Annotated in this window: 22 protein-coding genes; 6 read left to right on the top strand and 16 right to left on the bottom strand. The window is 71.3% G+C overall.

From position 1 onward, the window contains the following. The 6 genes from ACZ6QQ_RS14525 to mqnC all read right to left on the bottom strand — a co-directional run bounded on the left by ACZ6QQ_RS14525 (window position 1) and on the right by mqnC (window position 6,223). Window positions 1–366, bottom strand: coding sequence for an NADH-quinone oxidoreductase subunit A (locus ACZ6QQ_RS14525; protein WP_326561449.1), 366 nt, complete (start codon window positions 364–366; stop codon window positions 1–3). Window positions 367–455: 89 nt separating this feature from the next. Then, window positions 456–1,733, bottom strand: coding sequence for a geranylgeranyl reductase family protein (locus ACZ6QQ_RS14520; RefSeq protein ID WP_465876590.1), 1,278 nt, complete (start codon window positions 1,731–1,733; stop codon window positions 456–458). 148 nt (window positions 1,734–1,881) lie between these two features. Continuing rightward, a complete protein-coding gene (locus ACZ6QQ_RS14515; RefSeq protein ID WP_465876589.1) occupies window positions 1,882–2,490 on the bottom strand; it encodes a hypothetical protein in 609 nt (202 codons plus the stop codon). A 77-nt stretch (window positions 2,491–2,567) separates the two neighbouring features. After that, window positions 2,568–3,278 carry a demethylmenaquinone methyltransferase gene (locus ACZ6QQ_RS14510; protein ID WP_465876588.1) on the bottom strand — a complete coding sequence of 237 codons (711 nt, stop codon included), beginning with the start codon at window positions 3,276–3,278 and terminating at the stop codon, window positions 2,568–2,570. A gap of 143 nt (window positions 3,279–3,421) precedes the next feature. After that, window positions 3,422–4,672, bottom strand: a complete 1,251-nt coding sequence (locus ACZ6QQ_RS14505; RefSeq protein WP_465876587.1) for a COG1361 family protein — start codon at window positions 4,670–4,672, stop codon at window positions 3,422–3,424. A 360-nt stretch (window positions 4,673–5,032) separates the two neighbouring features. Next, entirely contained in the window at window positions 5,033–6,223 is a 1,191-nt protein-coding gene (gene mqnC / locus ACZ6QQ_RS14500; protein ID WP_465876586.1) for a cyclic dehypoxanthinyl futalosine synthase, read from the bottom strand. 124 nt (window positions 6,224–6,347) lie between these two features. Between mqnC and ACZ6QQ_RS14495 the strand changes: the two genes are divergently transcribed. Then, window positions 6,348–7,895 carry a hypothetical protein gene (locus ACZ6QQ_RS14495; RefSeq protein WP_465876585.1) on the top strand — a complete coding sequence of 516 codons (1,548 nt, stop codon included), beginning with the start codon at window positions 6,348–6,350 and terminating at the stop codon, window positions 7,893–7,895. Window positions 7,896–7,914: 19 nt separating this feature from the next. Here ACZ6QQ_RS14495 and ACZ6QQ_RS14490 read toward each other — a convergent pair whose 3' ends face one another. Then, on the bottom strand, window positions 7,915–8,520 hold the full coding sequence (locus ACZ6QQ_RS14490) for a TetR/AcrR family transcriptional regulator (protein ID WP_465876583.1): 606 nt from the start codon (window positions 8,518–8,520) through the stop codon (window positions 7,915–7,917). A 134-nt stretch (window positions 8,521–8,654) separates the two neighbouring features. Between ACZ6QQ_RS14490 and ACZ6QQ_RS14485 the strand changes: the two genes are divergently transcribed. Beyond that, window positions 8,655–9,341: an SDR family NAD(P)-dependent oxidoreductase gene (locus tag ACZ6QQ_RS14485; RefSeq protein ID WP_465876582.1), complete on the top strand. Its 687-nt coding sequence runs from the start codon at window positions 8,655–8,657 to the stop codon at window positions 9,339–9,341. Window positions 9,342–9,388: 47 nt separating this feature from the next. Here the strand turns inward: ACZ6QQ_RS14485 and paaE are convergent, their stop codons facing one another. From paaE to paaA, 5 genes are read right to left on the bottom strand one after another with little or no spacing between them, the layout of a single operon-like run. Next, complete coding sequence (paaE, locus tag ACZ6QQ_RS14480) at window positions 9,389–10,504, bottom strand: 1,2-phenylacetyl-CoA epoxidase subunit PaaE (protein WP_465876581.1); 1,116 nt, start codon at window positions 10,502–10,504, stop codon at window positions 9,389–9,391. Next, window positions 10,501–10,980, bottom strand: a complete 480-nt coding sequence (paaD, locus tag ACZ6QQ_RS14475) for a 1,2-phenylacetyl-CoA epoxidase subunit PaaD (RefSeq protein ID WP_465876580.1) — start codon at window positions 10,978–10,980, stop codon at window positions 10,501–10,503. Before paaD ends, paaE begins: the two co-directional genes overlap by 4 nt. Before the next feature lie 11 nt (window positions 10,981–10,991). Further along, the gene (gene paaC, locus ACZ6QQ_RS14470; RefSeq protein WP_465876578.1) at window positions 10,992–11,717 is read right to left on the bottom strand and encodes a 1,2-phenylacetyl-CoA epoxidase subunit PaaC; all 726 of its coding nucleotides are present in this window, start codon (window positions 11,715–11,717) and stop codon (window positions 10,992–10,994) included. After that, the gene (paaB, locus tag ACZ6QQ_RS14465) at window positions 11,714–11,998 is read right to left on the bottom strand and encodes a 1,2-phenylacetyl-CoA epoxidase subunit PaaB (protein ID WP_326561470.1); all 285 of its coding nucleotides are present in this window, start codon (window positions 11,996–11,998) and stop codon (window positions 11,714–11,716) included. The genes paaC and paaB overlap by 4 nt, the downstream gene beginning before the upstream one ends. Next, a complete protein-coding gene (paaA, locus tag ACZ6QQ_RS14460) occupies window positions 11,995–13,083 on the bottom strand; it encodes a 1,2-phenylacetyl-CoA epoxidase subunit PaaA (protein ID WP_465876577.1) in 1,089 nt (362 codons plus the stop codon). The genes paaB and paaA overlap by 4 nt, the downstream gene beginning before the upstream one ends. 413 nt (window positions 13,084–13,496) lie before the next feature. On the opposite strand from paaA, the gene ACZ6QQ_RS14455 reads away from it, so the two are divergent. Together ACZ6QQ_RS14455 and ACZ6QQ_RS14450 are read left to right on the top strand one after the other, a co-directional pair. Further along, window positions 13,497–14,486 (top strand): hypothetical protein, encoded by a 990-nt coding sequence (locus ACZ6QQ_RS14455; protein WP_465876575.1) that lies wholly within the window; start codon window positions 13,497–13,499, stop codon window positions 14,484–14,486. Then, window positions 14,486–15,439, top strand: a complete 954-nt coding sequence (locus tag ACZ6QQ_RS14450) for a serine hydrolase (protein ID WP_465876574.1) — start codon at window positions 14,486–14,488, stop codon at window positions 15,437–15,439. Before ACZ6QQ_RS14455 ends, ACZ6QQ_RS14450 begins: the two co-directional genes overlap by 1 nt. Before the next feature lie 51 nt (window positions 15,440–15,490). Here ACZ6QQ_RS14450 and ACZ6QQ_RS14445 read toward each other — a convergent pair whose 3' ends face one another. The 3 genes from ACZ6QQ_RS14445 to ACZ6QQ_RS14435 are packed head-to-tail and all read right to left on the bottom strand — an operon-like array spanning window position 15,491 to window position 18,310. Next, complete coding sequence (locus tag ACZ6QQ_RS14445) at window positions 15,491–16,339, bottom strand: menaquinone biosynthetic enzyme MqnA/MqnD family protein (protein ID WP_465876573.1); 849 nt, start codon at window positions 16,337–16,339, stop codon at window positions 15,491–15,493. A 35-nt stretch (window positions 16,340–16,374) separates the two neighbouring features. Beyond that, complete coding sequence (locus ACZ6QQ_RS14440) at window positions 16,375–17,676, bottom strand: MFS transporter (protein WP_465876572.1); 1,302 nt, start codon at window positions 17,674–17,676, stop codon at window positions 16,375–16,377. Window positions 17,677–17,725: 49 nt separating this feature from the next. Next, window positions 17,726–18,310, bottom strand: coding sequence for an ArsR/SmtB family transcription factor (locus ACZ6QQ_RS14435; RefSeq protein ID WP_465876570.1), 585 nt, complete (start codon window positions 18,308–18,310; stop codon window positions 17,726–17,728). A gap of 271 nt (window positions 18,311–18,581) precedes the next feature. Here ACZ6QQ_RS14435 and ACZ6QQ_RS14430 point away from each other — a divergent pair, with 271 nt between their 5' ends. Then, entirely contained in the window at window positions 18,582–20,645 is a 2,064-nt protein-coding gene (locus tag ACZ6QQ_RS14430) for a HelD family protein (protein WP_465876569.1), read from the top strand. 127 nt (window positions 20,646–20,772) lie between these two features. Continuing rightward, the gene (locus ACZ6QQ_RS14425; protein ID WP_465876568.1) at window positions 20,773–21,588 is read left to right on the top strand and encodes an NAD(P)H-binding protein; all 816 of its coding nucleotides are present in this window, start codon (window positions 20,773–20,775) and stop codon (window positions 21,586–21,588) included. Between the two features lie 45 nt (window positions 21,589–21,633). Here the strand turns inward: ACZ6QQ_RS14425 and ACZ6QQ_RS14420 are convergent, their stop codons facing one another. Beyond that, window positions 21,634–22,353 carry a M48 family metalloprotease gene (locus tag ACZ6QQ_RS14420; RefSeq protein ID WP_465876567.1) on the bottom strand — a complete coding sequence of 240 codons (720 nt, stop codon included), beginning with the start codon at window positions 22,351–22,353 and terminating at the stop codon, window positions 21,634–21,636. Window positions 22,354–22,498: the final 145 nt, after the last annotated feature.

Below are 22,498 nucleotides of genomic sequence, written 5' to 3'. Positions count from 1 at the left end.
TCAGTCCCAGTCCAGGCCGCCGCGCCGCCAGACATAGGCGTACGCGACGAAGACCGCGACGATGAACAGCACCATCTCCACGAAGCCGAAGATGGGCAGCGAGTCGAACACGACCGCCCACGGGAAGAGGAAGATGATCTCGATATCGAAGATGATGAAGAGCATCGCGGTCAGGTAGAACTTGATCGGGAACCGACCGCCGCCCGGAGGCTGCGGGCTCGGCTCGATGCCGCACTCGTACGCCTCGAGCTTGGCCTTGTTGTAACGCAGCGGACCGGCGAACCGCGCGGCGCCGACGGAGAACAGCGCGAACGCCGCGGCGAGGGCCATGAGCCCGATGATGGGTACGTAAGGCGAGAGCGACATCTCTTCTCCTGCTCGTCCTTCCCTGCCCTCGGTTAACGAAATTCACACTATTCACAGCCCATCGGGCACCTTCGCCCGGGGGCCGCCGCTCACACCGCTGGTGCCACCTTGGTCATCGCGTTGATCACCCGGTCCATCGCGTCCCCGCCGCGCGGGTCGGTCAGGTTGGCCAGCAGCTTCAGGACAAACCGCATCAGGGTCGGGTGCGGCATGCCGTGCTTGGTGGCGATCCGCATGATCTGCGGATTGCCGATCAGCTTCACGAAGATCCCGCCGAGCCGGTAGTAACCGCCGTAGCGAGCCTTCAGCTCGGCCGGGTAGCCGGCCAGTGCCCGCTCCCGGTCCGGCCCCTCGGCACGGGCCAGCGCCTGCACGATGATCTCGGCGGCAAGCTCGCCGGACTCCATCGCGTACGCGATGCCCTCGCCGTTGAACGGGTTGACCATGCCCCCGGAGTCGCCGACCAGCAGCACACCCCGGGTGTAGTGCGGCACCCGGTTGAAACCCATCGGCAGCGCGGCACCGAGGATCGGGCCCTCCGCGTTGGTCTCGTCGGTCATCCCCCACTCGGGCGGAGTGTTGGCCAGCCAGTCGGTGAGCATCCGGCGGTAGTTGGTCTTGCCGAACGCCGACGAGGAGTTCAGTACGCCGAGCCCGACGTTGACCCGACCGTCCCCCATGCCGAAGATCCAGCCGTAGCCGGGGAGCAGATTGTCGCCGGAGTCCCGGCTGCGCAGCTCCAGCCACGACTCCAGGTAGTTGTCGTCGTGCTTGGCCGGTGACTTGTAGTAGCGGCGTACCGCCACACCGATCGGTCGGTCCTCGCGCTTGGCGAGCCCCATCGCGAGCGGCAGCCGCCCGGAGACGCCGTCGCCGGCCACGACCAGGGGCGCGTGGAAGGTCACCGGCTCCTTGCCCGGTCCCGCCTCGCCGCTGACCCCGATCGCCCGGCCGGTCGCGTCCAGCACCGGGGCGGTGACGTTGACGCCGGTACGCAGCTCGGCGCCGGCACCCACCGCCTGCTTGGCGAGGATGTCGTCGAAGTCGAGCCGGGTCCGGACCAGGCCGTAGTTGGGGAAACTCGCCAGATGGGGCCAGTCGAGCTCCAGCCGCATCCCGCCGCCGATCACCCGCAGGCCACGGTTGTGCAGCCAGCCGGCCTCCGGCGAGGTGTCGATGCCGAGCTTGACGAGCTGCTTGACCGCGCGCGGGGTGAGGCCGTCGCCGCACACCTTCTCGCGCGGGAACTCGGTCTTCTCCAGCAGCAACACCCGCAGCCCGTGCCGGGCCAGGTGGTATGCGGTGGTCGAACCACCCGGTCCGGCGCCGACGACGATGACGTCCGCGTCGTACTCGACCGTGGCCATCAGCGCCTCCTTCCCGAGGTGCTCGTGAAATGCTTCACAAGCTAGTTCGGGAGGAGTCTAAGACCGCGTTAAGGGTGCCAGCGGGTTAGGTGAACCTAAGTTACCGAGGTGGGGACGGTGAGCCCCGTACGGTGGCAGCGCGGCCGGCTCAACCCGACCCGGTGGGGCGTTCCTCCGACCCCGCCGCCTCCAGATCGGACAGTGTCACCGGGGGCTCGTCGCCCCTCGTCAACCGGTTGGCCGGCGGCCCGTCCGCACTCGCCGACGCGTCCGACTCCGCCTCCTCGTCGCCGGCCGGCAGATCGACCGGCGCGTTCTCGTACCCGTCGGGCAGATCGACCGGCGGCTCCGCCGGTCCCGCCATCGCCCCGTCCGGCGCACCGGCGCGATCCGCGATCGACCCGCCACCGGTCCGGTCGGCGTTCGACCCGTCACCGGCGCCGGGCGCCGCACCCGGAGCGTCGGCCGGCCGGTCGAGTCGGTCGGCCGACCGACCCTGGCCGGGAGTGTCGGACAAACCCCGGCCGGGAGTGTCGGGCCTGCCGTGCGGCAACTGCTCGCGCAGCGCGCCGCCGGCCGCCCGGTCGAGCGCGCTGAGCACCTCGGCGACCACCTGCCGCACGCCGGCCGGGTCCGCGTCGGCAGCCAACTGCCGGATCTGCGCGATCAGTTCGGCCGCGTCCGTGTCGGCCGGCGCGCCGTGCTCCGCCGCCGCCGACCAGTCATCGCCGTTCGGCTGCCGATATGCCCCCGCCATGCGGGCAGCGTACCGCCCAAGACGTCCCGAAAAGGACGAAACGCGAGAAGTTGCCCACTCGGACCCGATCGGCTCGCTTACTCGCGTACGGCGCGGTGCAGGGCCACGATGCCGCCGGTCAGGTTGCGCCAGCCCACCCGCCCCCAGCCCGAGGCGGCGATCCGCGCGGCCAGCCCGGCCTGGTCCGGCCAGGCCCGGATCGACTCCGCCAGATAGACGTACGCGTCCGGGTTGCTCGACACCGTCCGCGCCACCGCCGGCAGGGACCGCATCAGGTACGACAGGTAGACGGTACGGAAGACCGGGTTCGTCGGCGTACTGAACTCGCAGACGACCAGCCGGCCACCCGGACGGGTCACCCGGGCCATCTCGCGCAGCGCCGCCTCGCTGTCGACCACGTTACGCAGGGCCAGCGAGATCGTCACCGCGTCGAAGGAACGGTCCGGGAACGGCAGCCGCAGGGCGTCACCGGCGAGCAGCGGCACGTACGGGCGGGTCCGCCGGCCGGCCTGCAACATCCCGATGGAGAGGTCGAGTCCGACGGCGTACGCGCCCGAGTGGGCGAGTTCCTCGGTGGAGACACCGGTGCCGGCGCCCACGTCGAGTACCCGTTCACCGGGGCGCAGGCCGAGGGCGGCGCGGGTGGCCCGGCGCCAGCCCCGGTCCTGCCCGAACGAGACGATGGTGTTGGTCAGGTCATACCGGGACGCCACGCCGTCGAACATCGCCGCCACCTCGTGCGGCTGCTTGTCCAGGCTGGCGCGCTGTCCGTGTGGGGTACGGGTCACGCCGCACCACTCTGCCACCCACCAGCCCTCCCCCTCCCCGCACCCCACACCCGCCCCGCACTGCACGCGCCGCACCCGCCCCGCCCCCGCGCGCCTCTTGTAGAGAAAGAGTCGCTATCCGCGACGGAATACCCACTCTTTCTCTACAAGAGGGCGGATCTTGGGGTGGGGGTGGGGGTGGGGCGGCGGCGGGTGAGGAGGAGCAGGGTGGTGCCGGTGGTCAGGGTTCCGAGGGCGAGGGTGGTGAGGAGGGGGGTGGGCGGGCCGGTCAGGGGGAGGTCGGCGGGGGCGCCGGCGGCGGTGCCGGTGCGGGTGGCGGTGGAGATGATGAAGCGGTCGGAGTCGTCGGTGCCGTCGAGGCGGGTGGCGACCAGGCCGATGATGTCCTCGGGCAGGTCCGCCACGGGCGGCAGTTGACCGGCCAGCAGGGGTTCGACGTCGAGCCGACCACCGGCCAGCCGGGCCGGCGCGGGTGCGGACGACTCCACCCGTACCGAGTGGCGGAATCGTAGCGCCGAGTAGTCGCGGTCGTGCGGGTCGCGGTCGGCCCGCGCGGCGACCAGTGACAACTCGGGGTACGCGCAGGTGGCGTTCCGCCGCCCGATGTCGTACGTGCACCCCGGCCGGTCCCCGGCGAACGTCACGTGGACCGGCAGCCCAACGGTCACCACCATCCCACTGACCGGCTCCGTTCCGTGGTTGCCGATCTCGAACCGCAGGTCGCCGACGCTTCCGGGCAGGGCCGGGGTGATGGTCCCGGTCGGATCCGCCGGCCCGTCCCAGGCGCGGGCGTAGAGGTCGGGGGCGCCCTCGGCGAACCCGATCGGGGAGGTCACCGAGTCGTTCGCCGGGACCGGGTCGATACCGGCGTGCGAGACCCGTACGGTCAGCTCACCGACCGTGCCCATGCCGTGCGCCGAGCGGACGATGGTGCTGTTCAGCCGGGCCGACCGGCCGGGGGCGAGATCCGGCAGGCCGCACTCGCCGTCGACCGTCACCTCCAGCGACGGCGCCGAGGTGGGTGGGCCCGGTACGGGGCTGGTGACCGGCGGTGGGCAGAAGGCGACGCTGCGCGGGTTGATGACCTCGCTGTCGACCCGGCCGGTGTAGTGCAGCCGGACGCCCCGCGCGGTGGCGCTGCCCCGGTTGGTCACGGTCGCGGTGGCGACCTGCCGCGAGGTCCGGTTGGTCAATGTGGTGCCGTCGAGGGAGACGGTGAGGTCGACGCCGTGGTCGGATGGTGACAGGGCGACGCCGGGGGTCGCCCTGGCCCCCTCGGCCGGCCCGGTGCCGGCCGATGGCAGTGCGGCGAACACCGGCGCGCCGACGGCCGGCCCGGCTACCAGGAGCAGGGTCGCGCAGGCCGAAGCGGCAAGGAAAAGGTGTGTTCGCATGACTGCGTACTGTAGTCAAATACCCGACGCGACGCGCCTGACCAATCGCGTTTCACCTGGGAAAACGTAAATTTGGCAGTGGATACGGTACGGGCGGGGTGCTGAGCACCCCGCCCGTACCGCCGTGCGTTATGTGGACGGCCCCGCTGGGCCGATGGAGTACGACATCAGCCACCGGCGCGGTCGACACGATCGCGGCGGAGGGCAGGAAGTCTGGATGTCGTCCCGCGAACGCGGGCGCTACGACGGACGTTAGCGATCTCCACCGACCCCCCGCTACCCCAGTGATACATCCGTTATGACCTGCGGCCCTACCGGAGGAGAGTCCAGCCGACCGGCGTGGTCGCGCCAGCCGTCCGGCTACTTCGCCTCGACCAACGGCAGCTGCTTGCCGACTCCTCCGCCGGGCAGTGCGATCGAGGAGAAGTGCGACACCACACGGTCGTCGTGCGGGTCCTCGGCGGGCGTACGGTGCACCGCCAGGTGCCGGTAGAGGGTGTCCCGCTGGGCCGGGATGCGGCCGGCGGAGCGGATCATCCAGATCAGGTCCTGGAGGTTGGACCGGTGCCGGGCACCGGCGGAGGAGATGACGTTCTCCTCCAACATGATCGAACCCAGGTCGTCGACCCCCATGTGCAGGGCGAGCTGCCCCGCTTCCTTGCCCGTGGTCAGCCAGGACGCCTGAAGGTGCGGCACGGTCTCGAAGAAGAGCCGGGCCACCGCGATCAGCCGCAGGTACTCCAGGGTGGTCGCCTGGGTACGCCCCTTGAGGTGGTTGTTCTCCGGCTGGTACGTCCACGGGATGAACGACCGGAACCCGCCCGTACGGTCCTGCACGTCGCGGATCATCCGCATGTGCTCGATCCGCTCGGCGTTGGTCTCGCCGGTGCCCATCATCATCGTCGCGGTCGACTCGATCCCCTGGCGGTGGGCGAGTTCCATCACCTCCAGCCAGCGCTGCCCGGACTCCTTGAGCGGGGCGATCGCCTTGCGTGGGCGGTCCGGCAGCATCTCGGCGCCGGCGCCGGCGATCGAGTCCAGCCCGGCCACCTTGATCCGGCGGATCGCCTCGTCGAGGGTGACACCGGACACCTTCGCCATGTGCAGGATCTCACTCGGTCCGATCGAGTGGATCACGAGCTGCGGGTAGGCGGCCTTGACCGAGGAGAAGAGTTCCTCGTAGTACTCCACGCCGTAGTCGGGGTGGTGGCCGCCCTGGAGCATCACCTGGGTCGCGCCCAGCTCGACCGCCTCGCCGCAGCGGCGCAGGATCTCCTCGGTCGGGTGGGTCCAGCCCTCGGCGTGCTTCGGCGCCCGGTAGAACGCGCAGAACTTGCACGCGGTCACGCAGACGTTGGTGTAGTTGATGTTGCGATCGATCAGGTACGTGACGATGTTGTCCGGGTACCGACGGCGGCGTACCGCGTCGGCTGCCTCACCGAGGGCGTGGAATGGCGCCTCGGTGTAGAGCAGCAGCGCCTCCTCGGGCGTGATCCGCCCGCCGTCGGCACCGCGCTGGAGAATGTCGTGGATCTCGCTGCTCCCAGTCACAGCTCCGAGCGTACGTGGCCGACCCGGACAGCCGCCCGGATGGTGCCGCCGACCGGCGTCGATCACACCCGAGGACACCCGGCCCACCCGCACCCGCACCCGGTGGAGCCGAGTTGTACGCAGCATGGGCGCAGCCAGCAGCAGGTCAGCGGAGATCGGGCAGCGGGCCGGAGGCGGCATCCGGCGACGGACCGGCAGGCTGCTGAGGCGAGATGCCGGGCTCGGGGTGCTGCGGCGACATGTCGGGATCGGGGTGCTTCTCGGGGTCGGTGTGGTGCTCCGGCTGCTGTTCATGATCGCGTACCGGCCCGCGTTCTGGTTCCACGGCGACAGCGGGGTCTACCTCAACCTGGCCGGGTCGACACCGGCACCGCACCCGACCCGGCCGCTCGGCTATCCGGCACTGCTCAAGCTGCTCTCGCCGGCGGGGACGCACCTGGCCGTGGTGGCCGTCCAGCACCTGCTCAGCCTCCTGCTCGCGCTCGCCGTCTACCTCCTGCTGCACCGCCGGGGACTGTCCCGGCGGCTCTGCTGCCTCGCCGCGGCGCCGCTGCTGTTCGACTCGCTCGTCCTGACCACGGGCCACTACCTGTTGCCGGACATGCTCTTCACGGTGCTCTTCGCCGCTGCCGTCGTACTGCTGCTCGGGCCCGGCACGCCGGGGCACCCGGCGGTGATCGGCTCCGGTCTGCTGATCGCGGCGGCCTGGATCACCAAACCGACCGCGCTCCCGGTGGCCCTGCTGCTCGGGCTCTACCTGCTGGTCCGCCGGGTCGGCTGGCGCCGGCTGGTCGGCTACGCGCTCGGCTTCACGGTGCCGTACGTCGGGCTGCTCGTCTGGATCGGCGACCGGCAGAGCGTGTACGGCACCCAGAGCGGCACCGCCCTGTACGGCCGCGCCGCGATCATCGCCGACTGCGACCGGCTCCGGTTGACCGACCGGGAGCGGGTCGCCTGTCCGGACCAGCCGCTGGGGCAGCGCTGGGACCGGGCCGACGCGTTCTTCTGGCGCCGCCCGGCCCGGCTCAACGACGTGTACACCGAAGCCGGCGCGGATCGGCTGGTCGACTTCGCGGTGACGGTGATCCGACAGCAGCCGCTGGACTACCTCCGGATCGTCGGCAGGGAGAGCGCGGCGCACTTCGTACCGGGGCTCTACCTGGGGCCGATGAACGAGTGCCTGCGCGAGCGCCTGGTCCCGCCGGCCGCGTTCCGGGGCACGCAACGGCTGCCGGACCGCTGCCCACCCGCCCAGGGCTCCGCCAACTTCGGCGGCGGCGCGACCTGGCCGGGCACCGCGCCGGAGGGCACGGCCCTGACCACGGGACTGCACCGGTACGGCGAACTGCTCCGGGTGGTGCCGATCGTGCTGCTGGTCGGCGTACTGCTCACGCTGGCGGCACTGGTCGTGCGTCGCCGCCGGGTCGACGGCCGGATCCGGCTCGATCTGGTGCTGTTGCTGCTCGCCGGACCGGGCCTGACCGTGCTCACCGTCGCCGTCGGCATGTACGAGCCGAGGTACGCGCTACCGGCGCTGCCGCTGTCGGCCATCGCGGCGGCGCTGGCCTGGCACGGGCTGACCAACCGACCGGCGGCCACACCCCCGGTCGCCATCCCGGCCAGCCGCGAACCGGAGCCCCGAAACCACCTGAGCGCCGCCGTTTCCGGGTAGCCCGACCCGGGACCCACCCTCAACGCGGGAGGACGGCTCGCAGGGCGACGTCGACGGAGGCCTGGAGTTCTTCGCGGCTGGCACCGGCCGCGGCGTGTACCGCGTGGCCCTCGCTGAGCGCCATCACGAATCGCGCCAGCGAGCGGGCCTCGACACCGTCCGGGAGGTCCCCTTCCCGCGCCGCCCGGGACAGCCGTTCCACGAGCGCGGACTCGGTGGCGGCCCGGCCGGCGGCCAGGACCTCGGAGATCCGGGCGTTCTCGGGCGAGCAGGCCAGGCCGCCCTGGACGGAGAGGCAACCCGCAGGGTGATCGTCGGCGGTGAGGCCGTCGGCACTGGAGCGCAGGAAGGCCTCTATGGCGGCGTACGCCGTGGGTTGTTCCATCGCGGCGCGGGCCTTGGCCACCTGGGTCTCGTGGTAGCGGTCGAAGGCGCGGCGGAACAGTTGCTCCTTGCTGCCGAACGTGGAGTAGAGGCTGGGCCGGTTGATGCCCATCGCGCCGGTGAGGGCGCTGAGCGACGCTCCCTCGTAGCCGTGCCGCCAGAAGACCTCCGTGGCCCGGTCGAGGACCGTCTCCTCGTCGAAGGCCCGCGGTCGTCCGGCGGTCTGCGTCTCGGTGCCCATGGACCCAGCCTACCGCTCGGTACAAATCGCGACCCGGCCACCAACCGTTCGGTACAAAATCTGCTACGGTGGCCCGCAACCGATCGGTACAAAAACTGGCCGGCCCCGCCCGACCGCATCCCCGGAGGAGACACATGACCGTCACCCTCATCACCGGCGCCAACAAGGGCCTCGGTTTCGAGACCGCCAAACAGCTCCTCGAACTGGGCCACACGGTCTACGTCGGCGCACGCGACGTCGAGCGGGGCGAGAAGGCCGCAGCGACGCTGGGCGCACGATTCGTGCAGCTCGACGTCACCGACGACGCGTCGGTGAGCGACGCGTTGGCCAGCATCGAATCGGCCGAGGGTCGACTCGACGTCCTGGTGAACAACGCGGGCGTGCTCGGAGTCGGACCCGTCGACGGAACGACGGCCCTGCGGGTGTTCGACACCAACGTGGTCGGGATCGTCCGCGTCACCGAGGCGGCGCTGCCGCTGCTGCGGAAGTCCTCGAATCCCACGGTCGTCACCGTGTCGAGCAGCATGGGATCTTTCTGGGCGGTGACGAATCCCGACCGGCCGGAGTTCAGTCTGTCGGCCACGCTCTACTCGGCGTCCAAGTCGGCGGCCACCATGCTCACCGTCCAGTACGCCAAGTCCCAGCCGGGCATCAGGTTCAACGCGATCGAGCCCGGCTACACCGCCACCGACATGATGGCCGCCATCGGGGGCGGACGGCCACCGGCGGAAAGCGCCAAGACCATCGTGCGGTTGGCCACGCTCGGCGCGGACGGCCCGACGGGGACATTCCAGGACGAACTCGGCACGTTGGGCTGGTGAGGGCAGGGCGCCACCGGTCGGTCAAGACCGCACTGCCCGAAGATCCGTCAGGCGTCGTAGTCGACCACAAGGGTGTCGCCGACCGGGCTGGACTGGCAGGTGAGCACGTAACCGGCGGCCACCTCGTCCGGCTCCAGGGCGTAGTTGCGGGCCATCGTCACCGCACCGGTGACGACCTTCGCCCGGCAGGTGGAGCAGACCCCGCCCTTGCACGCGTACGGCAGCTCGCCGCGTACCTTGAGGGCCGCGTCGAGCACCCGTTCGGTGCGGCCCATCCGGAACGACGACGCCCGCCCGTCGAGCATGATGGTGACGTCGGTGCCGGCGGTGTCCGCCGTGGTCGGCCGGACCGGCGCCACCGGCGGCTCGTCGACGTGGAACAACTCCGTGTGTACGGCGTCGCCGGGCACACCCCGCCCGGCGAGCACCTCACGGGCGTCGGTGACCATCCCGTACGGGCCGCAGAGGAACCACTCGTCGATCCGCTCGGCCGGCACCAGGTGCGTGAGTAGCCGGGTCAACCGGTCGGCGTCGACCCGGCCGGAGAGCAGGGCCGACTCGCCGGGCTCGCGGGAGAGCACGTGGATCAGGTGCAGCCGGGCCGGGTAGCGGTCCTTCAGGTCGGCCAGTTCCTCGGTGAACATGACACTGCGGGCGTTGCGGTTGCCGTACACCAGGGTGAAGGTGCTGGCCGGTTCGACGGCCAGGGCGGTCGCGACCAGCGCGAGCACCGGGGTGATGCCGGAGCCGGCGACCACCGCGCCGTAGTGCCGGGTCCGGTCCGGCCGGAACCCGGAGCTGAACTGGCCCAGCGGCGGCATCACCTCGACCGCGTCGCCGGCCCGCAGCAGCCGACCGGCGAAGGCGGAGAACGCGCCGCCGGGGATCTCCCGGACGCCGATCCGCAGCCGGCCGTGGTCGGCCAGCTCCGCCGGGGTCGAGCAGATCGAGTACGACCGGCGCACCTCCGCCCCGGTCAGCTCGTCGGTACGGCGCACGGTGAGGTGCTGACCGGCCCGGAAGGCGAAGGTGTCGCGCAGTTCGGCCGGAACGGCGAAGGTGACCGCCACCGAGTCGTCGGTGAGCCGGTCCACGGCGAGAACCGGCAACAGGTGGAAGACCGGCCGACGGCGGACCGGTCGGGTGATCGTCACGCTGCTCATAACGCCTTCATCTGGTCGAACGGTTCACGGCAGGCGCGGCAGCGCCAGAGCGCCTTGCAGGCGGTGGAGCCGAACCGGCTGACCTGCTCGGTGTCCGCCGAGTCGCAGCGCGGACAGCGTACGGTCAGCCGCACCGCCACCGGGCCGGGTCGCCGGTCCGCCGGTCCGGGCGGGGCGATGCCCGCCTCGGCGAGCTTGGCCCGGCCGGCGGCGCTCACCCAGTCGGTGCTCCAGGCCGGGGCGTACACGGTCGTCACCTCGGAGTCCGGGTACCCGGCGGTGCGCAGGGCGGCCCGGATGTCGGCCCGGATCACGTCCATCGCCGGGCAGCCGGTGTAGGTGGGGGTGATGGTGACGGTGACCCGGCCGGTTTCCGGGTCCCGGTCGACCCCGCGCAGGATGCCCAGGTCGTCGATGGTCAGGATCCGGATCTCCGGATCGACCACCGCGGCGACCGCCTCCCGTGGGCTCACCATCGTGTCCGGCCTCACCAACGCGCGCCGGGGTGGGCGCGGTGCAGCACCTGCATCTCGGCCAGCAGGTAGGACAGGTGCTCGGTGTGCACCCCGGTCCGGCCACCGCCCGGTGCCCAGCCGTCGGCCGGGCGGACCAGCGTCGCCTCGGTCAGCACCGCGTCCACCGTGGCCAGGAAGGCCGGGCGCAGGGTGGCCGGGTCGACCGGCGCGTCCGGGTCGGCCACGAACAGCTCGTGCGTGTACGGCCACACCTGGTCGACCGCCGCCTGCATCCGCCGGTGCGACTCCTCGGTGCCGTCACCGAGCCGCACCGTCCACAGTGAACTGTGGTCGAGGTGGTACGCCGTCTCCTTGCGGGCCTTGTCCGCGATCGCGGCCAGCCGTTCGTCGGCACAGCCGGCCAGCGCCGTGTAGAGCGGAAGCTGGTACGCGGCGAGGAAGAGCAGCTTCGCCATGGTCACGCCGAAGTCGCCGTTGGGCAGCTCGACCAGCAGGCAGTTGCGGTACTGCCGGTCGTCGCGCAGGTACGCCAACGCGTCCTCGTCCCGGCCGGCGCCCTCCACCTCCCCCGCGTACGACAGCAGCAGGCGGGCCGCGCCGAGCTGGTCGAGCGCGATGTTGGCCAGGGCGACGTCCTCTTCCATCTCCGGTGCGGCGGCGGCCCACTCACCGAGCCGCTGGGCGGCGATGAGGGCGTCGTCACCGAGCCCGAGCAGGTGTTCCACGGAGACGGTCACAGGTGGGCCACCCCGTCCGGCACCTCGTAGAAGGTCGGATGACGGTAGATCTTGTCCGCCGCCGGGTCAAAGAAGGCGTCCTTCTCGTCCGGGCTGGACGCGGTGATCGCGCTCGCCGGCACCACCCAGATGGAGACACCCTCCTGGCGCCGGGTGTAGAGATCCCGGGCGTTGCGCAGGGCCATCTCGGCGTCGGGTGCGTGCAGGCTGCCGACGTGGGTGTGGGACAGCCCTCGCCTGGCGCGTACGAACACCTCCCACAGTGGCGACTGTTCGGTCACTGGGCCGGCTCCATGGTGCGGGCGGCGGCGGTGCGCTTGGCGGCGTACGCGGTGGCTGCCTCGCGTACCCAGGCACCGTCGGAGTGTGCCTTGCGACGGTGGTCGATCCGCTGGCGGTTGCACGGCCCGTCGCCCTTGATCACTCGCATCAGCTCCGCGTAGTCCGGCTGGGTGTAGTCGTGCGCCTGGCGCTGCTCGTTCCACCGCAGGTCGGGGTCGGGCAGCCGCAGGCCGAGGATGGCGGCCTGCTGGACGCACATGTCGACGAAGCGCTGGCGCAGCTCGTCGTTGGAGAAACGCTTGATCTTCCAGGCCATCGACTGGGCGGAGTGCGTGGAGTCGGTGTCCGGCGGGCCGAACATCGCCAGCGACGGGTACCACCAGCGGTCGATCGCGTCCTGCGCCATCGCCTGCTGTTGCGGGGTGCCGTGGGCCAGGGTGTGCAGGATCTCGTAGCCCTGCCGCTGGTGGAACGACTCCTCCTTGCAGACCCTGATCATGGCGCGGGCGTACGGACCGTACGAGCACCGGCACAGGGGCACCTGGTTGACGATCGCCGCGCCGTCGACCAGCCACCCGATGGCGCCGACGTCGGCCCAGGTCAGGGTGGGGTAGTTGAAGATCGAGCTGTACTTCTGCCGACCTTCGAGCAGCATGTCGACCAGCTCGTCGCGGCTGATCCCGAGCGTCTCGGCGGCGGCGTAGAGGTAGAGACCGTGCCCGGCCTCGTCCTGCACCTTGGCCAGCAGGATCGCCTTGCGTTTGAGCGAGGGCGCCCGGCTGATCCAGTTGCCCTCCGGCTGCATCCCGATGATCTCGGAGTGGGCATGCTGGGCGATCTGCCGGATGAGCGTCTTCCGGTAGGAGTCGGGCATCCAGTCTCGCGGCTCGATCTTCTGGTCCGCCTCGATCACGGCCGTGAAGTAGTCGCCTAGATCACTTTCGCCTGCCCCGGCCAGGTCGACGGCGGCCCGGGGGCGCGCCTGGAGGGCCGCGGCACGCAGTGCCGCCTCGGCCGCCTCAACCTGGTCGATCAGGCCGCCGGTCGGCTCGTCGGACGCGTCGGGGAAGTCATTGCCGTACACCCGTCCAGTGTTACAGCTCAGAGATGACTAAGCCAGAGGGTGTCACAAGAAATCAGCTCGACCACGGTAAGTAGCGGTACGCCTACATACCGTCGTAAATGCTTCCAAATTGGACAAATGATCCCGATCACAGAGTGTGATCGGCCAAGATTGCATTGCCACATAAGGGCTTATTTCGGTTCTCTTTACGAAAACTTGATGGCTTCCTGATCTGGCACATCGAGCCCCGCCACGTAAGCTTTCATCGGTCGGCCTGCCATATTCCCCGGCAGCCCGCGACCGCGTCGCCGCCCCGCAGTGGTCGGCCGGCACAGGATAACCAGCGCGAACCCAAACCCAGAGCGAAGATCGACATCCCAAGCGCAGCACGCCCCGGTCCCCCCGGGCCCCGACTTTCTTGGAGCTCTACCCCCATGCGCCCACGCCTGATCATGGTGCTCGCCATCGCGGCCATCGTCGCCGGCGGCGTCCTGCTGGTGCCGGCCGCGTACGCCCAGTTCGAGGGCGACGATTCGACCGCAGCCGGACCGGGCTCGGAATCCGCGCAGGGCGCGGCGGCGGCCAAGCTCGCCGCCCCGGCGCCGCCGACGCTCGCGGCCGCACCGGTCTCCGTGCAGGTCGACAAGGGGTTCTTCTCCTGGGCGCTGCTCGACCGCGAGACCGGCAAGATCTCCGGCGCGCCCAACCTGACCGCGACCAACAGCACCGAATCGATGATCAAGGTCTGGCTGGTCTCGGACTACCTGCGCCGGCTCGGTGACAAGCAGCCCCCGGCATCCCGGTTGAAGCAGGCCAGCGCCGCACTGATCAACAGTGACGACGACGCGGCCGAGGCGCTGTACCAGGCCGGCGGCGGCAAGCCGGTGATCGACCGCCTGATCGACCTGTGCAAGCTGACCGAAACCGAACCGGTCATCCCACCCGGCGCCAAGACCGTGTGGTGGAGCTACACCAGGATCTCGGCCGAGGACGCGGTCCGGATGGGCGAGTGCGTCAAGAACGGCACCGCCGCCGGCCCGAAGTGGACCACCTGGGTGCTGGACGAGATGACCAAGGTCACCGGCAGCACCGCCGCCAAGGACCAGCAGCTCACCAGGGGTGGCGGGCGCTGGGGCATCATCGACGGCCTGCCGCAGGCGATCACCGACCAGGGTCCGGTCGCGATCAAGAACGGCTGGACGATGATCTACGCGGACGGGTTGTGGCACGTCAACTGCCTCGCCGTCGCGGACAAGTGGGTGCTGGCCGTACTGCTGCGCTATCCGCAGAAGCAGGGCCTCGACTACGGCGCGGACGTCTGCTCCAGCGTCGCCACCCAACTGGTCACCGTGCAGCCGGGCGCCGCGCTCAAGGTGCCCGTACCGATCGGCAACACTGCCGTACGCGCCGGTGGGGCCTCCTGATGGCGGGCACCCGACGGGCCAGCCGCAACGGCGCCGACATGACCCCGCTGCGGATCGCGATCATCACGGGCGTACTCCTGGTGCTGGTCCTGGCCGCGCTCCGGCTGCTGCCGGGGTCGCCGCTGGCGGCGAAGGCGGCCGGTGAGTGGGGCGAACCCGACCGGTCCGCCGGGGCCCCCGCGCACACCGGCGACCAGGCGGCCAGCCGGTCGGGCCGGTCGACGCCCAGCGCGACCCCGACCCCGGAACTGCCGCCGCTGCCGGTCCGCGCGGCCGACGTCACCATCGACGCCAAGGGCTGGTGGGCCTGGTCGATGCAGGACACCCGGACCGGTGAGATCGTCGGCTCGGAGAACATGACCGAGACCAGCACCACCGCCTCGCTGATCAAGTCGTGGATCGGGGCGGACTTCCTGCGCCGGTCGGCCGAGGCCGACCGGAAGCCGACCGACGCGCAACTCCAGCAGGTCCGGGTGATGATCCGGGACAGCGACAACACCGCCGCCGAGTCGCTGTACAACACCGTCGGCCGGGCCGCCTCGATCCAGCGGCTGATCAGCACCTGCAAGCTCACCGACAGCAGCGCGGCCAGCGGCGGCGGCTGGAGCCGTACCGAACTCTCCCCGCGCGACATCACCCGGCTCGCGGCCTGCATCGCCGACGGTCGGGCCGCCGGCCCCACCTGGACCAAGTGGCTGCTGGACGAGATGCGGGCGGTCCGCGGCGTCGGCGACTTCGGCATCCGCAAGGCGTTCCCGGCCGCCGTGCAGAAGACGATCGCGATCAAGAACGGTTGGGTCGACCGACAGGCCGAGCAGGAGTACCACGTGAGCTGCCTGGCCATCGGCGACGGCTGGACCATGGGCGTGATGACCAAGTACCCGATCGGCCTCGGCTACACGTACGGCGCCAAGATCTGCCAGCAGGTGGCCGAACAGCTCCGCGCCGACTGACGCGTCGGCGCGGCCGGTGTCAACGGTCGGTGCGGCCGCTGGCTGGCTGGGTCAGCCGGCGAAGAAGGCCGGTCCGTCCGGCGGCAGGACCGGGGTGGCACCGATCTCGGCCGCCCGCCGGGCGAACTCCCGCAGGCCGCCGACCTGGCGCTCGCCGAGGGAGAAGTCGAGCACCCGGAAGTACGACGCCAGCGTCGCCGCGTCGAACGACTCCCACCGGGCCGCCGCCTCGGCCACCTCGTCCAGCTCAGACAGGCACAGGTCGCGGGACCGCAGGAACGCCTCGTGCACGTCCTTGACCAGTCCCGGGTGCGCCGCGGCGAAGTCGCGCCGGACCGCCCAGACGGCGAAGACCATCGGCAGGCCGGTCCAGTCCCGCCACGCCTGCCCGAGGTCGGTGACCTCCAGCCCCCGACCCGGTGCCTCGTACAGGGCGCGGAGCGCGACGTCGCCGATCAACACCCCGGCATCGGCTTCGAGCAGCATCTGGGTCAGATCCGGCGGGCAGCTGAAGTAGTCGGGTCGTACGCCGTACCGGTCGGCGAGCAGCATCTGGGCCAGCAGCACCCCGGTACGCGAGGTCGAGCCGAGCGCCACCCTCGCCCCGTCGAGATCGGGCAGCGGGCGGGTGGAGACGACGTTGACCGAGAGCACCGGCCCGTCGCTGCCGACCGCGAGGTCCGGCAGGAGCAGCAGCTCGTCGGAGTGCCGCAGGTATTCGACCAGCGTGATCGGGCCGATGTCGAGGTCACCGGCGACCAGGGCGGCGCTGAGCCGCTCGGGCGAGTCCTTGTGCAGGTCGACGTCGAGCAGGGCGCCGGAGCGCATCAGCCCCCAGTAGATCGGCAGACAGTTGAGGAACTGGATGTGCCCGACCCGTGGTCTCTGAAGATCACCCATGATTTCCACCGTATACCGACGCTTCGGACACCCGCTCATCCAGTCACCGAAGAAGTGTCCAAGCCCGCACCGGATCCGGTTGCGGCCACGGCCCCACGGTCCCGCTCCCGGCGGGTGATCCGGACCACCGGTACGGCCAGCCCGAGCACCACCACCAGCCCGGCCAGCCCGAGCCCGGCGACCAGCGGCCGGATCGGCACCCGGTCGGCGAGTACGCCACCGGCGAGGTAGCCGGCCATGCTGGCGCCCTGGATCGCGCCGCCGAGGGTGGCGAAGGCGCGTCCGAGGACCGCCTCCGGCACCCTGTTGCCGACCACCACCCCGGCGAACACGTTCTCGCCCCCGTTGAACGCCCCGCCGACCACCCAGAGCGGGATCAGCCACCCGACCGTGCCGACCACCGCCGCCACCGGCAGGACCAGGCAGGTCGCGCCGAGCAGCAGCAGGATCCCGCCGACCAGGGCGGCGTCGTCGCGGGCGCGGCGGGCCAGCCGGGCGCAGAGCCAGGCACCGGCGAGCAGTCCCACCATCCAGGCGGCCTCGACCACCCCGTACATGGTCTCGGAGGCGGCGAGCGTCTCGCGGACGAAGAAGACGGCGACGACGTTGATCGCACCGACCACCCCGATCACGGCGGCGACCGAGACGACCATCGTCCGCAGCAGCGGGTCCCGCCAGATCGACCAACCTCCGTCGACGGCGCGGTCCGCCGGGACCGGTACGCCGGCCGTTGTCCGGCCACCCCGACGGGTACGCAGGAGCAGCCCGGCCGCCACCAGTGCGCCGTAGCTGGCGGCGTCGACGAGCAGTGGCACGGTGGTGCCGAACTGGCCGACCAGCAGGCCGGCGAGCGCCGGTCCGACCAGGGCGCCGACTGTGCCGGCGGTCTGGTTGATCGCACCGGCCCGGGGCAGGTCCGCGCGCCCGACCATGGCGGGGATGAGCGCGGAGAGGACCGGTTGGGTGACCGCCAGTCCGCAGGAGAGCAGAAAGACCAGCCCGATGACCACCAGCGGCTGGCTGACCAGGGCGAGCGTCACGCAGATGGCGGCCTGGCCGACTCCGGCCCAGATCAGCAGCGTACGGCTGTCCACCCGGTCGGCGAGTCGGCCGGTGACCGGGGCGAGCAGCACCAGCGGCAGGGTCGAGGCGAGGAGCAGGGCGGCGACGGCGAGCCCACCGGCACCGGCGGACTGGAGGGTGAGTACGAGCGTGGTGGCGGCGAGGAAGTCACCGCAGACCGAGATGCCCTTGGCGGTGGCGGCGAGGTACACGTCCCGCCACTGCCCGCCCGACCGTACGGCGGGACCACGGACCGGAGCAGACGTGAAGGACATCTTTCGAAAATAATCCTTCACATCTGTTCGGCACAAGTGCCCGCCACCCTCACTCCATCGGCAACGCCCAGTAGTTGGCCGCCACCGGACGCGCCCCCGCCGGTGGATCGGCCTGCCGGTGCCGCCGCCGGTACGGCTCCAGCAGATCCAGCACAGCCGCGTTCAGCCGGGTCAACTCCTCGGCGGTGAGCAGCAGCACGGTGCCGTTCATGATCGCGGCGTCGTACCACTGCTTCGGCTCTTCGTGCGAGCGGAGGAACCAGTCGCGGATCCGCTCGAAGTCCCGCGCCGCAAATGCCTCCACCAGCGACAACTCGGCCGCGCGGGACTCCGGCGAGGCGCCCTGCCCGGCGTCGACCTTGAACGAGGGCTGCGCGGTCCGCCACAGCCGCTCCCGTGCGTCACCCCGGCTCGGCGCCTGCTCCACCAACCCGAACCGGGCCAGCTCGCGCAGGTGGTAACTGGTCGCGCTCGGCGACAGCCCGGCGACCTCGGCGCATTCGGTCGCGGTGACCGCCCGCCCGGTCGACCCGAGGTGCTCCATGATCGCAATCCGGGCCGGATGGGCGAGTGCCCGCATCACCCTCGGGTCACTGACCGTCGTCCACCGCGGCTCGGCACGCTCCTCGCTCATGCAACCATGATTCCGCCCCCGGCGTGGCCAGCGCTAATCCGACCACCGGTGGTCGACGACACCGGGTGGTGCGGACCCGCAGGCGTACGTCCGTCGGTTCCGCAGCAGCCGAGCGGCGTATATCGGTGGAACGGTCGGTCCGGGGCGCGTACCGTGGTTGACCGCCTGACGGCCGAGGTGAACACGCACCGCAGCGGACGTCGTCGCGCCGGGTGCCGGCCATCCGCCCCGGACACGCGAGCGAGCAGCAGATGATTCCGAGGAAGTCAGCATGCCCGCACCCGACCTGGACACCGAACTGCACGGCGAACGCGCCCACCTGGACGCCTCCCGTGCCGCACTGCACCGGATGCGCGAGCATGCCGAAGCCCTCTTCAGCACCGGCGCGAACGTCGCCGGGGACTCGTACACCGCCGAAATGCTCGGCCGGACGCTTTCCCGGCGGGTCGCCGAACTCGCCGACGACCCGACCACCCCGCTCTTCTTCGGCCGGCTCACCTTCCCCGAGGTCGACTACCACATCGGCCGGCGGCACGTCACCGACAACCTCGGCGAACCCATGGTGCTCGACTGGCGGGCCCCGGTCTCCCGGTCGTTCTACCGGGCCAGCGTGCGCGACCCGCAGGGCGTCACCGTCCGACGCCGGTTCGGCTTCAGCGCCGGGGTGCTGACCAGCTTCGAGGACGAGCACCTGGACCGGGGCGAGGAACTCGGCACCGCCTCCCGGATCCTCACCGCCGAAATCGAACGCCCCCGCGTCGGCCCGATGCGCGACATCGTCGCCACCATCCAGCCCGAACAGGACGAACTGGTCCGGGCCGACCTGGAGACGTCGATCTGCGTCCAGGGGGCGCCTGGCACCGGCAAGACCGCCGTCGGGCTGCACCGGGCCGCGTACCTGCTCTACCTGCACCGGGAACGACTGCGCCGCTCCGGCGTACTGATCGTCGGGCCGAACCGGGCGTTCATGTCGTACATCGCCGCCGTACTGCCCGCCCTGGGCGAGGTCGAGGTCGCCCAGGCCACGGTCGAGGACCTGGTCACCGCCGCGACCGTACGACCCGAGGGCGCCGAGCGGCCGCGCACCATCGCCGTACGCGGCACCGACGCCCCAGCCACCGCCGCGATCAAGCACGACGCGCGGATGGCCGAGGTGCTGCACCGCGCGGTGAACGCCCACATCCGCGAACCGGAGCAGCCGATCACCGTCTCCGACGGCTCGTTCCGCTGGCGGATCGGGGTCGAGGTGCTGCGCCGGATCGTCGACGAGGCCCGCCGCGAAGGACTCCCGTACGGCACCGGCCGGGAACGGGTCCGGGCCCGCGTCGTCGGGCTCCTGCAACGACAGGCCGAGGCCCGCCGGGGCGAGTCGCCGAACGACACCTGGCTGCGCCGGATGGGCAAGACCAAGCCGGTCACCGAGTTCCTCGACGCGGCCTGGCCGGCACTCACCCCGGACGGGCTGGTCCACCACCTGCTCAGCGACCCGGACATCCTCGCCACCGCCGCCGCCGACCTGCTCACCGACACCGAACAGGCGTCGCTGATCTGGGCGAAGCCGCCCAGGACGGCCAGGGTCGCGAAGTGGAGCGCCGCCGACGCGGTCCTGATCGACGAGGCGGCCGGACTGATCGAACGGGTGGCGAGCTTCGGGCACGTGGTCGTCGACGAGGCGCAGGACCTCTCCCCGATGCAGTGCCGGGCCATCGCCCGGCGCAGCGTGCACGGCTCGATCACCCTGCTCGGCGACCTCGCCCAGGGCACCGCGCCGTGGGCCGCCACCGACTGGCGGCAGTCCCTGGCCCACCTCGGCAAGCCGGACGCCGCCGTGGTGCCGCTCACCATCGGGTTCCGGGTCCCCGCCGCCGTGGTCGCCTTCGCGAACCGGCTCCTGCCGGCGCTCGCCGTCGACGTGCCCCCGGCCGAGTCGCTGCGCCGCGACGGCGCGCTCGACCTGCGTACGGTCACCGACCTGGACGCGGCGACGGTGGCCGAGGTGCGGGCGGCGCTGGCGTACGAGGGATCGGTGGCGGTGATCGCCGCGGACGCGGCGGTCGACCGGCTGGCCGGCGCCCTCGCCGACGCCGGGATCGGCACCTCGACCGCCGACGACGTCGAGGCGCCGCAGCGGGTCACCGTGGTCCCGGCCAGCCTGGTCAAGGGCCTGGAGTACGACCACGTCATCGTCGTCGAACCGGCCCAGATCGTGGCCGCCGAGCCACGCGGGCTGCACCGGCTCTACGTGGTGCTGACCCGTGCCGTCTCCCGCCTGGCCGTGCTGCACCACGAACCACTCCCCGCCCCGCTGCGGGATCAACTCGCCGCCACGCCGTAGCGACGGTGGCGGTGCTCCGGGCCCGCTCGGGCGCGGAAATTCGGTGGCGTCCGGTCGCGCCTCGGGTTTACCTGACACCGCTTGATCCACACGGCGGCCGAACCGCCCGCTACCCCTGGGGAACCACATGATCGTTGTATCCGCCGCAACCGGCGCGCTCGGCCGGCTGGTGATCGGCTCGCTCCTGACCCGGCTGCCCACCGACCGGATCACCGCCGCCGTACGTGACCCGGAACGCGCCGCCGACCTGGCCGCGCTCGGCGTCGACGTCCGGCACGGCGACTACGACCGCCCGGACAGCCTCCGGTCGGCGTTCCACGGTGCCGACCGGCTGCTGCTGATCTCCTCCCCGGAACTGGACCCGGACCGGCGGATCCGGCAACACCTGAACGCGGTCGAGGCGGCCCGGCACAACGGCGTACGCGCCATCGCCTACACCAGCTTCCTCGGCGCCGACCGCTCCGGCGACGGCATGAACGCGGCGCACCACGCCACCGAGCGGTCCATCATGGACAGTGGATTGGCCTGGACGATGCTGCGCAACCCGTTCTACGGCGACGCGTTCGTCAACGCCGGCCTGCGGGTGGCGGTCGAGTCCGGTGAACTGTCCAGCGGCACGGGCGGACGTGGTCTGAACACCGCGCTCCGGCTCGACCTCGCCGAGGCCGCCGCGAACGTACTGGTCGACGACACCCACCTCGGCCACGGGTACGACCTCACCGGGCCGCTGTGGACGTACCCGCAGCTCGCCGACGCGCTGACCGAGGCCACCGGGCGGGCGGTCGAATACCGCGAGGCCACCGAACCGGTGCCCGGCCCGATGGGTTGGCTGATGGGCCTGGCCCGATCCGGTGCGCTCGAACGCCAGACCGACGATCTCCGTCGGGTCCTCGGTCGCCCACCCACCACACTGCACCAGGCAGTGACCATGGCCCTCGCCTAGCCCGGGCGGACCACTCCACCGGGCTACCGGCGGACGGCTGCGGTCTCAGCCGCGTTGGCGCAGGTAACGCAGCCCTTTCTTCAGGTAGACACGCGGGTTCGTGTCCAGGTGCCGGGCCCACTGCGGGTCCGGCTCGCCCCGCAACCAGGCGTACGTCGCCAGCGCGTAGCCGAACATCGGCTCGGTCAGGTAACCCGTACGCCGGGTCCGCCAGCCGCTGCCGTGGGTGGAGAACTCGAATGCGGCGTTGGCGCTGAACACCCCGTAGCCGAAGTAGACGGTGAGCAGGTCGGTGAGGGGTTCCGAGTCCCGCCGCTCCGGGGCGATTCGCTGCTCGCCGAGGAGCAGTACGTGCCCCAGTTCGTGGGCGATCGTCGCGACCAGTGATGTCGGGTCGCCCGCCTCGGCACTGTTGATCGAGATCACGGCCCGGTCGCCGCGGGGTTGGTAGTGACCGGCCGCACCCGACCAGGAACCGGCGAACGACGGCAGGCTGGAGAGCAGGTCGGCACCGAGGCCGTCGTCGAAGAACTCGATCTCCAGTCGGTCGGGGTCGACACCGGTCCGGCGGCAGAGCGATCGGACGACACGGTGGACGTCGGTCTCGGTTCCGGTGAAGGCGTCCGGAAAGAAGTCCGGGGTGGGCAGCACCACCGGACGGCGCAGAATCCCGGTGCCGAACTCACCGACCAGCCAGTCCAGCGAGTCCTCGATCCACTGCTGTTCCTCGGGGGTGACCGGACACCTGGCCGGGAACCACCTCACACCGCACCGCCGAACACCTTGACCAACCACACCCGTCGCATCGACCGCCTCCGATCCACCCTTGCGACAAGTGTCCTCCCCCACCACAACCCCGAAGAACAACAGAACCGGCACTCTTGTAGAGAAAGAGTGGCCACCCCGGATC

It is taken from the genome of Micromonospora sp. NPDC049529, assembly GCF_055586685.1.
This window is presented reverse-complemented; position numbering and strand designations above follow the sequence as displayed.